The sequence below is a fragment of the Thermanaeromonas toyohensis ToBE genome (assembly GCF_900176005.1).
Taxonomy (GTDB): domain Bacteria; phylum Bacillota; class DSM-521; order Neomoorellales; family Neomoorellaceae; genus Thermanaeromonas; species Thermanaeromonas toyohensis.
Genome location: NZ_LT838272.1, coordinates 2,335,259 through 2,348,648, shown reverse-complemented (window position 1 = coordinate 2,348,648; position 13,390 = coordinate 2,335,259). Strand labels below are relative to the sequence as shown.

Here is a 13,390-nt window from a genome sequence, read left to right as displayed (position 1 = left end):
CTCGCTAGTAGCCCGTTTTTTACAGCATAAAAGCGGCTAAGCGGGGCATTTTATTTTTAGACCACTAAAAAAGAAAAAAGCGAGGTGAGGTCTTGAAAAACCTAAAACGCCAACTTTTAGGTGTAATATTAGCCTTTATTCTATTCTTAGGATATCTTTCCCCACCGGTGCGTGGTTTTTTCGCTCTACCGGAAGAACAACAGGTTGCATTAGGAGAAAATATTAACCTTAATTGGGAATTACCTTCTTTCTTAGAGAAAGGCTTAAGCTGGTTCCTATATGACGGCCAAGATGTTGACCGCATCTTTTGCGCAAACGGAAAAATTAAGACTTGGGCTGCTGGAGATTTACACCTAGAATTAAAGCTTTTTGGTCTTATTCCTTTGAAAAACATTAAAGTTCAAGTAATAAAGCCAGTATCTGTAATCCCTGGGGGTCACTCTATCGGTATCCTTCTGCGTACCCAAGGTGTAGTGGTAGTGGGAGAAGCTGGGGTGGAAACGGCTCCTGGAAAGACAAAATACCCGGGACGACTAGCCGGCTTGGCGGTGGGCGATACCATTTTAGCTGTGGATGGGCAAGAAGTCACTAGCGAAGAAGCTTTAGCTCAGTTAATAGATGCTGCTGGGAGAGCCGGCCGTGAAGCTGAACTCTTAGTACGCCGGGGACAGCATACCTTTACGGCTAAAGTAAAACCTGAATACTGCCCCAAGACGAGACGTTATCGCCTTGGGCTTTATGTCCGGGATAGCACAGCAGGGGTAGGTACTTTAACCTTTTACGATCCGGTACGGGGCATCTACGGGGCCCTAGGTCATAAAGTGGTTCCGGAAGGAAGCCAGAGGGAGATAAGTATCACTGGAGGGCGTATAGTGGCTGCTTTGGTCCAGGGTATTCACCAAGGTCGCCGGGGGTACCCAGGGGAAAAGGTGGGGGTATTTCTGGACAAGGGAGAATTTAGCGGTATAATACAAAAAAATACTGAATTCGGTATCTTTGGTATATTAGAGGGAAGGCCTGCTCCGGGGCCATATCCTGAGCCCATCCCTGTAGCCCTAGTTTCGCAGGTTCATCCTGGAGAAGCAGAAATATTAACTGTAATCTCGGGAGAACAAGTAGAAAGGTTTAAGGCTTATATTGAGAAGGTGTTACCCCAGCAATACCCCCATGGTAAAGGCTTAATTATTCGCATAACAGATCCCCGGTTATTAACCTTGACAGGCGGGATCATCCAGGGAATGAGCGGGAGCCCCATTATCCAAGATGGCCGGTTGGTAGGAGCTATAACCCATGTTTTTGTAAATGATCCAGCTAGAGGCTATGGAGTACTGGCCGAATGGATGGTTAAAGAAGCTGGGCTTTGGGAAGAAATTTCTTCTCGCCAGGCTATCAGGATATTTTTGGTAAAGCTTCCTGGTAGCCTGGCTTATACTTTTACGCGTTTTTTGCCGGAGAAGCAAAAGTTTTTGGTTTTATTGCGATTGGAAGGATTATCCCTATCTCACGTCGAAATCTATTGCCCGGTTAACAGGAAAATGCTAGAAGGCGGGGTGCATTTAATGGGCCAGCCTATAAAAGTTTTAATTGCAGACGATAATCGTGAATTTTGTGAGGTACTGGAGGAATTTTTTAATGAACAGCCGGATTTGATTTTGACGGGCATAGCCCACAATGGACATGAGACACTGCAGCTTATCCGGGAACACGAGCCGGACATCGTAGTGTTGGATATTATTATGCCCCATCTCGACGGCATTGGGGTGCTTGAACGTTTAGCTGAATGGGAACACCGTCCCAAGATTGTAGTTCTTACTACTTTGGGGCAAGAAGCCATGACTATACGGACTTTAGAGTTGGGTGCTGATTATTACATACTCAAACCCTTTGATTTGGAGGTTTTAGGTAATCGCTTGCGTCAGCTAGCTAACGGCCAGTCCTTTTCCACCTCCTCTCCGGTGGTGCGCAATCGTAATATGGACGTGGAAGTTACTAAGATTCTCCATCAAATGGGTATTCCGGCCCATATCAAGGGATATCAGTATCTCCGGGAGGCCATCCTCCTAGTCATAGAGGATATGAACCTATTAGGTGCAGTAACTAAGGAGCTTTATCCCATGATAGCGCGTAAATATATGACCACCCCTAGCCGGGTGGAAAGGGCTATCCGACATGCTATTGAGCTCGCCTGGGACCGGGGTAATGTGGAGATGATGACCAAGTTTTTCGGATACACCATCAACATGGAAAGAGGGAAACCTACTAATTCAGAGTTTATAGCCATGGTAGCCGATAAACTCCGCATCGGAGCTAAAATAAACTAAGGGATAAGAAGGAAAAACAGAAAGGGGTAAGATTTGGCTTGCTACTAGAAGAAAAATGTCTTAAATCCGAGCGGATCTATAGCGGCAAAATTTTAAACTTGCGGCGCGATATTGTAGAACTACCGAATGGACAACAAGCCAGCCGGGAGGTAGTGGAACATTCTGGTGCTATTGGTGTAGTTGCCTTGGAGGGGGATGGCCGTGTTTATCTTGTAAGGCAGTACCGTTATCCCATAGGTCAAATAACCCTAGAAATACCTGCTGGTAAGCTGGAAGAAGGGGAGGACCCCTTGGATTGTGCACGACGGGAGCTTAAGGAAGAGGCAGGGATAGAGGCAAAGCGGTGGGAACCCCTTCTTACGTTTTATACCACGCCTGGATTTTCTAATGAAATTATGCATCTTTTTTTAGCCACAGAACTATCTCCGAGGGAGGCTGCCCCTGACCAGGACGAATTTTTACAGATAGTAGCCCTTCCCTTGGAGGAGGCCTTGGAGAAGGTCCGCAAGGGTGAGATCGCGGATGCTAAAACCATCTTAGGTTTGCTGGTGGTCAGGTATAAATTTACCAGCTAAGCATATCCATTATAGGGGAAAAACCTTGTTAAGGAGGACCAGAATAGTGGAGGAGGCCCTGGTCAGGCACCTGGAGGAAAATTTTGGTATGTATATGCTAGTGGGCCTAAGCCTCCTGGTCGGTACTGTGGTGGGTGCCGGTGCAGTTTTGGTCATGGGCCAGGGGCAAGAGCTTAAGCTTATAGCCTATGTGGATAACCTGCTTAGCCAAATTGCCACGGCCATTCCTGCACCGGGTTCCCTCCTGTACCAAGCGACCTGGCAGGGCCTAAAAGAGATTGGCTTCCTTTATTTTTTAGGTTTGACGGTTATAGGAGCACCCTTTGTGCTAGTGACTATCTTTAGCAAGGGGTTTATATTAGGTTTTACGGTAGCCTTTTTGGTCCAGGAAAAAGCGTTAGCAGGTGTGATCCTCGCCCTAGTATCTGTCTTGCCCCCCAATCTTTTGCGGTTGCCCGCCTTATTTTGGTCTGGGATTTTATCTTTATCCTTTTCCCTGGGTCTTTGGAAAGGACGCGCCTCTGGTAGTAGTTTTGCCCGGCAATTAATTGCGTACTCTTTAGCCATGGTTGCTCTGGCTATAATGTCCACCCTTGGTGGGCTCGTGGAAGCCTACTTAATACCTCCGGTAATAAGGGTTGTCTTAAATCTTTAGGGAGGGGGAAGGGGAGTGCTAGTAGTAACTATCACTAACTGGCGGCGCAAACTCGTATGGGTATTAGCAGGATTACTAGTTATCTCTGTAATTTTTTTAGGCGAGATTTTTTCCCGACAAGCTGCGCGGGATAACCTCCCGCCTGTAAGTACTAAAGAGAAGGTATTTACTAGTCAGGGCCAGGAGAGATCTAGTTTTTGGGAAGGCTTATTAGTTAAGCTTAAAGAATATTATCAAGGTCAACAGCCCCGCCAGACCCCTTAAAACTCCAATTTCCCGTGAGCGGGGTTATTTTTTTGCGTAGTGATGGAGGAGTTTACCAGGAGATGTGGAAATAAAATGGTAAACTATAGGGAACGGTGAAGGGTTGTGCGGGAACTTTTGGACGATTTCTTGTATTACTTGGCTATAGAGCGGGGGCTGGCCGAAAATACATTAGCCTCTTACCATAGCGACTTGGAGCAATTCCTTAATTACCTATCTAAAGCTGGGGTAACTTCCCTTAAGGATTCCAATCGCGGTCTCATTGTAGCTTATTTAATGCATCTAAAAAAACAAGGGCGTTCCCCGGCCACTGTCAGCCAGCACCTGGCCGCCATCCGATCTTTTTACCAGTTTTTACTTCGGGAAGGTATCTTGGGGGCTGATCCTACCGCCACCCTAGAATCCCCTCGCCAGGTTAAAAGGCTACCTCAAGTTTTAAGCGTACAAGAAGTAGAACTTCTTCTCTGTCAGCCCCAGCCTAAAACTCCCTCCGGCCTCCGGGATAAGGCCATGTTAGAGCTCCTCTACGCTAGTGGGCTCCGGGTTTCAGAGCTGGTAGCCCTAAATGTAGACCAAGTAAACCTAAAAGAAAAATACGTGCGTTGTATGGGTAAGGGGTCCCGGGAAAGGGTTATCCCCATAGGTTCCATCGCCTGTTTTCATTTGCAGAATTATCTCCAGCACGGCCGAGGTAGGCTCCTTAAAGATAAGCGCGAGAAGGCTTTATTTTTAAACCATCAGGGCAAAAGGCTTTCCCGCCAGGGCTGCTGGAAAATCATCAAAGCCTATGCCAAGGCAGCGGGTCTTTCCTCTAATATTACTCCACATACCTTACGCCACTCCTTTGCCACCCACCTCCTGGAAAACGGTGCTGACCTACGCGCGGTCCAAGAACTGTTAGGCCATGCTGATATAAGTACCACCCAAATATATACCCACTTGACTCAGAAAAAAATTAGAGAAGTTTACAATCATACCCACCCCCGGTCTTGAATATGTATTTTTAGAGAAATAGGGGGGAGAAGAGTTGCGGAGGTTGGTGGCTTTTGCCCTGGCGTTAACTTTTTTCTTTAGCCTGGGAGCATTATCCTGGCAAGCAGTAGGTGAGACGGAGGCTGGTAGGGTAAACTCACCTACGAGCTCTGCGTCCTCGTCTGCGGAAAGCTCCCTTGATACCTCTAAAGTAGATACCTCCTCTCCGGCTGCTGTAACACCCCAGGGAGCTCCCACCCTAAAGCTTAATGCCAAGGGTGCTATTCTTATGGACCCCCAGACGGGTAAGGTCTTATGGGAACAAAACGCCCATTTTAAGGGCTATCCTGCCAGTATGACCAAGCTTATGACCATGGTGGTGGCCATGGACGCTGTAGCTAGTGGCCAGGTCAGCCTGGATGACCCTGTACGGACTAGTGAGAGGGCCGAAAGTTTTGGAGGTGCGGAGGTGTTCCTGGCCGAGGGCGAAGTCTTCCCTTTGGAGAAACTCCTCATAGCTATCGCAGTAGCTTCAGCCAACGATGCTAGTGTAGCGGTAGCTGAGCATATTGCTGGCTCGGAGGAAGCCTTTGTAGAGTTAATGAATAAGAAGGCTAAAGAGTTGGGTCTTAAAAATACCCACTTTACCAATTGCCACGGCCTCCACGATCCTAACCATTATACAACTCCTTATGATATGGCTTTGATTGCCCGGTACGCCTTAAAATACCCTAAGATATTAGAATGGACCTCTATAAAGCGTTACACCTTCCGCCAGGATCCGTTAACCATCTTAGATACTACCAACAAAATGTTATACTGGTACCCGGGGACCGACGGTTTTAAAACAGGATATACTGAGGCAGCCGGCCTTAACTTGGTTTCTACGGTGGAAAGGGAAGGATTAAGACTTATTGCTGTAGTCATGGGTGTGGAGACGCCCCGTGGTCACTTTACGGAATCCATGAAGTTGTATAACTGGGCCTTTCGCCAGTGGAAATGGCATAAAATTTACAACCCTGGAGAAACGGTGGCTGAAATAGGTGTAGATAAGGGACGCATAGAAAGGATCCCGGTCGTGGCTTCTAGCAAAGTAGGAGCAGTAGTACCCAGGGTAGGCAAGCAAGAAGATCGCATCACTACCCGGTTGGAACTGCCGGGGTTTATAAGGGCGCCGGTAAAGGAAGGGCAGAAACTGGGTGAGGTAGTAGTCTTGGAAGATGGCCAGGAAATAAACCGTGTAGATCTTTTAGCTAGCCAGGCTGTATCCCGGGCTACCTTAAAACAAGAGATCCAGCGGGTTATACGAGCAGTGTTCACTTTTCACCCCTAATTTACCATATTTTTGCAGGAAAAAAGATGGCTTATGGCGAAAAATACCTCCCCGTAAATCTATTCGGGGGGGTTTTTATTTTGCAGGTATTTTTTAGCCAAGAGGGCCCAGTCCTTATAGCTAGGATTAAAGGTGAGGTGGACCTAAGCACAGCAGAGAGGCTACGGCAGGAACTAGAGGCTAGCCTGGATCATGCCAGAGCCCACCTACTTTACCTGGATCTGGAGGGAGTTTCCTTTATGGATAGCTCGGGCCTGGGGGTGATCCTAGGGCGCTATCGGCGTCTAAGCCAAAAAGGGGGTAAGGTGGTGATATGCCGACCTCAGCCTCAGGTGCGTCGCCTTTTGGATCTTTCAGGCTTAAGTAAAATCATAGATATAGTAGGAGAAGAACCGGAGGAATATCTCCAAAAGGGCGGGAGGGGGTAACACGATACCCATTAATCCAGAAAGGAGTATAGGCAAATCTAGAATAGTAGGGGGAGGGATGGAAGTATGACTCGAGGGAATGGAGAAGTATTAAATACCATGCGCTTAGAATTTTTAAGCCTGCCGGAAAACGTGGGCCTGGCCCGGGTGGCTGTAGCAGCCCTTGCCGCCCAGGCTGATATAACTTTAAACGAGATGGAAGAAATAAAAGTAGCCGTTTCGGAAGCAGTAGCTAACGCCATCATCCACGGTTACGGTGGGGAACCGCGAGGATGGGTACGTGTAACTGTTAACCGGCTACAGGATGGATTAGAGATCATTGTAGAGGATGATGGTAAAGGGATACCGGATATTGCCCAGGCTATGCAACCAGCCTATTCTACCGATCCCGAAAGGATGGGTCTGGGCTTTGCCTTTATGCAATCTTTCATGGACGAGCTAGAAGTTACTTCAGAAGAGGGACGGGGCACCCGGGTAGTCATGAGGAAAAAGTTGAACCCGTCGGTTACTACCGCCTAAGGGGTAGGGGGCGGGAAAATTGCGCTTATCAGAGATGAACCTGCCCCGGTTTCCTCTGTTATCAGAGGAAGAGACATTAGAGCTTTTACGCCGCGCCAAGGAGGGGGACCAAGAGGCCAGGGAGCGCTTGATCAACTGTAATTTAAAGCTTGTGTTTAACATAGTCCAGCGTTTTGAAAACCGGGGCTACGAACTAGAAGATCTCTTCCAGATTGGTACCATAGGGTTAATTAAAGCCATCGATAAGTTCGATTTAAGCTACCAAGTTAAATTCTCTACCTACGCGGTACCCATGATCTTGGGGGAAATAAAACGTTTCCTCCGGGATGATAATTCGGTAAAGGTAAGCCGCTCTCTAAAGGAGACGGCTTTCAAGGTCAATCGTACCCGGGAAGAGTTAGCCAAAAAACTGGGGCGGGAACCTGGCATAAATGAAATCGCCCAAGCTCTAGATCTTTCCCGGGAGGAAATCGTGGCTGCCTTGGAAGCCATCCAATCACCGGGCTCTATCCATGAGACCATCTATCAGGATGATGGAGATCCCATCTACGTCTTAGATCAGCTCCAAGATGAGAACGAGCAGGAGCCCGTCTGGCTGGACAAGATAGCTCTAAAGGAGGTACTGCTCAAACTGCCGGAAAAACACCGGAAGGTAATAGTTATGCGCTTTTTCCAGGACAAAACCCAGACTGAGGTAGCGGAAAGGCTAGGCCTCTCCCAGGTACAGATCTCGCGTATAGAGCGCCAGGCCCTGGCTCGCCTGCGGGAGCTTTTGGGATCTAGATAATCCGTTAACAACTTTTTCCTTGATGTCATATATATGGGATAGAGCTAAATGATAATTTTACATACATGCGAACAATTCTTAAGGGACTAGGAGGTGAAAGCTTAAACCATAAAAAGGGAGTGAGACACCGTGCCCAACAATGTAGTATTCAACTACGATCCCGCAACTTTACGTACAAGAATCTTCGGTTCCCAGGACGTACCCATACGTACCGATGCCGACGGTAACCTGCAGATTCGGGGGATTTCGGATACCATCACCATAACGGCTACTGACCTCGACATCCGCGACCTAACCAATGCCACCGATTCTATAGCTATTTACGGCTTTGATGGTACAACCAATCGACCCATCCGTACAGATGCTGCTGGCAACTTGCAGATCCGGGGCATCTCAGATATAGTAACTGTGGCGGCTACCGATTTAGATATCCGGGCCTTAAGCCAGGCCACAGACTCCATCGCCATTTACGGCTTCGACGGTACTACTAATCAGGCCATCCGCACTGATGCCGCAGGCAGGTTAGAAATAAGGAGCATTTCGGACTCTGTAACTGTCAGCGGGAATGTTAATACCACACCCACCTTTAGCGAAACGAATTTCCTTAATGTAATTACCGGAGACACCTTTACCGGCTTAAGCTATGTAGATACTTCCACCCAAACTATGTATACCTTTTATGTATACAATAAAGGGCCTAACTCAGCCGATGTCAGGTTAGATGTGAGCCCGGACCAGATCACTTTCTTTACAGATGTAGCAGCCCGTACCATTGCTAGCGGTGCTACCGATACCTTTGTAGCCAAAACCTTTTTGCGCTACACCCGCTTAGCTTATAAATCTACTACCGCTGGCCAACCTACTACTCTGGATGTCTTCTTCCAGAAGCAGGCGAGCTAAATCTATTTAATATAGCTAATAATCTATTGATCTGGGGCTGTTGGCACTTTCTTGGGCCAGCAGCCCGCCCATGAATTAAGGAGTGACCAAGTTTGAAAAAGGAGCCCACTGTAAGCTTGTGTATGATCGTAAAAAATGAAGAGGCTTACTTGGAAAAGTGTCTGAGCAGCGCAAGGAATGTGGTGGATGAGATAATCGTGGTGGATACAGGTTCCACTGATCGCACTATAGATATAGCCAGGCAATACGGTGCGAAAGTAATAACCTTCGAATGGGGTCAGGACTTTAGCGCGGCTAGAAACTTATCCCTTGAGCAGGCCACTGGAGACTGGATTTTGTATCTAGATGCCGATGAAGAGTTGGTAGAGGTGGATAAGGAAGCCTTCTTGCAGCTACTTAAAGATCCTAAAGTGGAGGGATACTATTTCCGTATCATAAGCCCTACGGCAGGCGAAACCGGGGATCAAGGGTTACGCCACCTTAGCTTGCGGCTTTTTCGCAACCGACCTGGGTACAGGTTCCAGGGTGCTCTACATGAGCAGATAGTACCATCTATATTGGCCACTAATCCCTCTGCCCAGCTCTGGGATTCTGGCCTTTACATTTACCACCATGGTTACAAACAGGAGGTGGTAGGCTCACGAAATAAAGTCTCCCGTAACCTGGATATTTTACAAAAGCAAATGGAAAAAGCTCCCCAAGATAGCTATCTACGTTACAATCTGGGCGTGGCCCTATATGAGGCTGGCGATTTAGCTGGTGCGCTGCGGGAATGGGAAAATGTAGAGCAGAAGATAGATATAAGGGCTGGATATGCCCCAACCTTTTTCCGTAATTATGCTATAGCATTATTAAAAGATAACCAACCCTTACGCGCCCTGGAAGTAGCAGAGAGAGGGCTAAGTTATTTTCCAGATTATACTGATCTCCATTACCTTCGGGGCCAGGCTCTGGAACAGTTGGAACGCTATACCCAGTCCCAAGATGCATTCCTACGTTGTCTAGAGTTAGGGGAGGCTCCTGCCCGGTACGTTACTAGTATAGGTGTAGGAAGCTACCTCGCCCTATATAAGTTAGGAGAATTAATGGAAAAATGTGGCTACTATGAATTAGCTATTAATTACTATCAAAAAGCTTTTCACCTCCAGCCCGAGCTCCCAGGGCTCCTTTCCAGCCTGGGCAGGGTTTTGAAAAGGGTGTTACACGAGCCGTTACAAGTGAGGGCCTATATCCAGGACCACATTAAAATAACAAGCTTCCCACAATTGCTCCAGGTAGTGGACCTTCTTTATTCCAGTGGAGATTACTATGGATGCTTGCTCTATCTCAACGAATATCTTCTCCGCACGGGTACCAAGACAGATGAGATCCGCCTACTTAAGGCCAAAGCTTTGATGCAACTAAACCGATGGGAGGAGGCGAAATACCAGTGCGTAGAGATCGGACCGGAAAGCCCTTATTACCTTGACGCCCTCTTATACATTTGCATTTGCAATTGGTCCACCAGGCCCCGAAAGAATTCCTTGCCCTGGATCACCAAACTTCGGGGCCGGGATGATAAGCTTTATTCCATTTTGGAAGTTCTTAACAGGAAAATAATGTGGGGTGAAGAACCGGCTGATGAATTGGATGTTGTCACCCTAGAGGGCCTGATAGTCAAGCTGGTACAGGTGAACAACTGGGATCTCGCCAGGATGGCTGCGACCCTGATCCTGCCCCAGACTAGAGCTGAAACCTCTTTTAAGGAAGCAAGTACGGAAGCGAGCTCAGCGCCGAAGGAAACTTCGACGGAAGGGGGTACCGAACAGGAGGCCGAGTTATGTTACCTCTTGGGCCGGGCTCTTTTTAACCATAAGTTTTACTTAGAGGCGGCCGACGAGCTTTTACGAGCCCTGGAGGCCGGCCTATCCCGGGATGATCTCTTTTATATGTTAGGGTTTATCTGTGCCCAGCGCCAGGCGCTGTGGGAAGCCGAGCAACTTTTACACCAGGCCATTCGTTTAAACCCGGAGAAAAAGGAGTATTATGAAGAGCTAGTAGAAGTACTCCTTAAGCAAACCTGCCAAACTCTTAAGGAAACTCTTGCCCATTTCCCCGATAGCCCCGAGGTAAAAGATATCCTAACCCGGGTTAAGGATTGCCAACTTCAACTTAGAGCCAGAAGGGGGGTTCCGGTTGAAGAAAGCCACCATCAGCCTATGTATGATCGTCAAGGATGAAGAAGCTAACCTTCCCAAATGTCTAGAAAGCATCAAGGACTGGGTGGACGAGATAATTATTGTGGATACCGGCTCCCAGGACCGGACTAGGGAAATCGCTAAAGAATATGGCGCTTTAGTTTTGGAGGAACCTTGGCGGGATGATTTTAGCCTGGCGCGTAATGCGGGCTTGGAGCGCGCTCGGGGTGAATGGATACTCTTTTTGGATGCCGACGAGGAAGTTTTGCATGAGAACCTATCCTGCTTGGCTTACCTAGCCCATACAGATATGGATGGATTTTTCCTCCATATTTTGAACTTCGATGACCAGGGCAACTGTATAAAACAGCCCTCTTTACGGCTATTCCGGAACCATCCCCGCCACCGGTTTAAAGGAGCCATTCATGAGCAGATTATAGATTCCATCCTGGAGCAGAATCCCCAGGCTAAATTCGGTGTCCTAGATATAAAGATTAAACATTTCGGTTACCAGGGCAAAATGGTGGCCCAGAAAGAAAAAACTAAACGCAATCTAGCTATCCTTAAGGCAGAATATGAGCGGGGGCCCAAGACCGGTTTTCTCCTTTTTAATCTAGCCACCGAATACTTACGAAGTGGAGAGTTCCCTCAGGCCTTAAGATACTTTAATGAGGCTGAAAGGTTAACTTCGCCAGCGTTAAGCTTCGCACCCCTCCTGGGCAAGAAAAAGATCCAAACCTTGATGCTTTTAAACCAATACCAGGAAGCATTGGAGACCATAGATCGCTACCTCAAGCTATACCCAGATTATACGGACCTGGTTTTCCTTAAAGCTACTCTCTTTTACTCCCTGGGGCGCTTTACGGAAGCCTTAGAGTTGTACCGGGCTTGCTTGGCCTTGGGAGAGGCTCCTTATCAATACGTTTCCGAGAAAGGGGTGGGAACCTTTAAAGCCGAAGTCGGAGTTCGGGAAGCTTTAGCCCTTCTAGAGCGGGAAAGGCTATGCCACCACCTTTTACCAGGGATAAGCTTGTGTATGATCGTGCGGGACGAAGAAAGAAATTTAGCCAGGTGCTTAGATAGCGCAGCCCAGGTAGTAGATGAGATTGTGGTAGTGGATACAGGTTCAGAGGACAGGACCCGGGAGATCGCTCAGAGCTATGGCGCTCAAGTTTATACCTTTCCCTGGATGAACGATTTTGCTCTAGCCCGCAATTTCGCTTTGAGGTTAGCCAGGTATGAGTGGATTTTGGTCCTGGATGCGGACGAGACCTTGCGTACTGAAGAGCATAAACGCCTACGCCAGTTAATAGCTACTGCCGGGGAGCTACAGGGCTTTTATCTTAAAGTGGTCAATTATTTCGGATGGGGGGATCCAGAGGACTTCGTGGTAGATGCCATCTGTAGGCTGTTTAGAAACAAACCGGAGTTTAACTTTTCGGGAACCCTACATGAAGAAATAAGCCAGTCCATAATTAGCTACAGTGGACCTAGTAGCCTAGCCCCGGTAGAGATCCATATCGACCACTGGGGTTACCTTAAAAGGGCTGGGCTACAAAAGAAAAGTTATAGGAACACTGCTCTTCTTACTTCCTGGCTTAACTTCCAACCTGGTGATGGTTATGCTCGCTATGCCCTGGGAGTAGAACTATTCCAGCAAAGTGATTTCCGGGGTGCTTTGGAAGAGTTTTATAAAGCTTTTACTGCGTTAAAGGGGAGCGGTATCCTTGCTGATCTCTATTTTAAGATGGCTGTTTGCTGCCTAGAGCTTAAGGAATTCCAGCAGGGGCTCAAGATAGTTCGGCAGGGGCAAGAAGCTTTCCCCGACTTTACTAGTCTGTGGTACTTAGAAGGGATGCTAGAATTTCATCTTGGTAACTGGCCAGGAGCTAGGCAAGCCTGGGAGAAGGCCCTGCAAATGGGAGATCCCCCTTGGTATCGCTATACCTTTCCCTATGGGATCGGCAGTTTCCGTACGGCCGCTGCCCTGGCTGAAGGGCTAGAAAAAATGGGATGGCTAGAGGAAGCCGAGGAGTTATTAGAGGCTTTCCTAAAGAAAAGACAAGGCCTTTCCACGCTGCTGTTGCCTTTTTGCCGCCTGCTGGTACAAAGGTATGATACGGTAAGTTGCCTGTTCAGGTTGTATAGCCTTTCTTTACCTTCTTGCTTCCGAGAAAGCCTGCTCTTAGCTGAAGTCTTTTATCGTCTGGATAGGCCAGACCTAGGTCAAATCTTTCTTCAGAAAGCCAAAGAGTTCCTCGAGCAGTCTCCTCTAAAATCCCTATTCCTTAAGCTCGCTGGCCTCCAGCTAGGATTGGCCGGCCAGTGTTGTATCCAGGGTCTTAAAAGCGGCGGTTTTTCTCCGGCCTTAAAGACAGTTTGGGATAAAATCTCTGCGTTGCTAGAAGGAGTGGCCCAGGGGGAGATGTTCAATATTGGTATCCAATAAAAAGGAGGCC

Annotated in this window: 12 protein-coding genes and 1 pseudogene; all 13 read left to right on the top strand. The window is 47.8% G+C overall.

Annotation, left to right across the window (positions count from 1 at the left end; translation table 11 throughout):
• Window positions 1-92: 92 nt before the first annotated feature.
• Window positions 93-1,346: pseudogene (gene spoIVB, locus B9A14_RS18320) on the top strand (SpoIVB peptidase); the annotation flags it as partial.
• Between the two features lie 213 nt (window positions 1,347-1,559).
• Window positions 1,560-2,321: a sporulation transcription factor Spo0A gene (gene spo0A, locus B9A14_RS18315; protein WP_231968018.1), complete on the top strand. Its 762-nt coding sequence runs from the start codon at window positions 1,560-1,562 to the stop codon at window positions 2,319-2,321.
• A gap of 38 nt (window positions 2,322-2,359) precedes the next feature.
• Window positions 2,360-2,896 carry an NUDIX domain-containing protein gene (locus B9A14_RS12130; RefSeq protein ID WP_084665938.1) on the top strand — a complete coding sequence of 179 codons (537 nt, stop codon included), beginning with the start codon at window positions 2,360-2,362 and terminating at the stop codon, window positions 2,894-2,896.
• 46 nt (window positions 2,897-2,942) lie between these two features.
• On the top strand, window positions 2,943-3,551 hold the full coding sequence (gene spoIIM / locus B9A14_RS12125) for a stage II sporulation protein M (RefSeq protein WP_084665937.1): 609 nt from the start codon (window positions 2,943-2,945) through the stop codon (window positions 3,549-3,551).
• Between the two features lie 15 nt (window positions 3,552-3,566).
• On the top strand, window positions 3,567-3,815 hold the full coding sequence (locus tag B9A14_RS12120; protein ID WP_084665936.1) for a hypothetical protein: 249 nt from the start codon (window positions 3,567-3,569) through the stop codon (window positions 3,813-3,815).
• Window positions 3,816-3,920: 105 nt separating this feature from the next.
• Complete coding sequence (gene xerD / locus B9A14_RS12115) at window positions 3,921-4,808, top strand: site-specific tyrosine recombinase XerD (protein WP_084665935.1); 888 nt, start codon at window positions 3,921-3,923, stop codon at window positions 4,806-4,808.
• Window positions 4,809-4,842: 34 nt separating this feature from the next.
• Window positions 4,843-6,120, top strand: a complete 1,278-nt coding sequence (locus tag B9A14_RS12110; RefSeq protein WP_084665934.1) for a D-alanyl-D-alanine carboxypeptidase family protein — start codon at window positions 4,843-4,845, stop codon at window positions 6,118-6,120.
• Between the two features lie 80 nt (window positions 6,121-6,200).
• A complete protein-coding gene (gene spoIIAA / locus B9A14_RS12105; RefSeq protein WP_157109951.1) occupies window positions 6,201-6,548 on the top strand; it encodes an anti-sigma F factor antagonist in 348 nt (115 codons plus the stop codon).
• 66 nt (window positions 6,549-6,614) lie between these two features.
• Entirely contained in the window at window positions 6,615-7,067 is a 453-nt protein-coding gene (gene spoIIAB / locus B9A14_RS12100; protein ID WP_084665932.1) for an anti-sigma F factor, read from the top strand.
• Between the two features lie 34 nt (window positions 7,068-7,101).
• A complete protein-coding gene (gene sigF, locus B9A14_RS12095; protein WP_084667134.1) occupies window positions 7,102-7,854 on the top strand; it encodes an RNA polymerase sporulation sigma factor SigF in 753 nt (250 codons plus the stop codon).
• Window positions 7,855-7,983: 129 nt separating this feature from the next.
• Window positions 7,984-8,754 carry a DUF6385 domain-containing protein gene (locus tag B9A14_RS12090; RefSeq protein WP_084665931.1) on the top strand — a complete coding sequence of 257 codons (771 nt, stop codon included), beginning with the start codon at window positions 7,984-7,986 and terminating at the stop codon, window positions 8,752-8,754.
• A 92-nt stretch (window positions 8,755-8,846) separates the two neighbouring features.
• Complete coding sequence (locus B9A14_RS12085; protein ID WP_084665930.1) at window positions 8,847-10,973, top strand: glycosyltransferase; 2,127 nt, start codon at window positions 8,847-8,849, stop codon at window positions 10,971-10,973.
• Window positions 10,930-13,380: a glycosyltransferase gene (locus tag B9A14_RS12080; RefSeq protein WP_084665929.1), complete on the top strand. Its 2,451-nt coding sequence runs from the start codon at window positions 10,930-10,932 to the stop codon at window positions 13,378-13,380. The genes B9A14_RS12085 and B9A14_RS12080 overlap by 44 nt, the downstream gene beginning before the upstream one ends.
• Window positions 13,381-13,390 lie beyond the last annotated feature (10 nt).

Excerpts from the sequence above, each read along its gene's own strand:
- spo0A (WP_231968018.1), top strand. The coding sequence starts at position 1,560 with ATGGGCCAGCCTATAAAAGTTTTAATTGCAGACGATAATCGTGAATTT.
- spoIIAB (WP_084665932.1), top strand. The coding sequence starts at position 6,615 with ATGACTCGAGGGAATGGAGAAGTATTAAATACCATGCGCTTAGAATTT.
- sigF (WP_084667134.1), top strand. The coding sequence starts at position 7,102 with ATGAACCTGCCCCGGTTTCCTCTGTTATCAGAGGAAGAGACATTAGAG.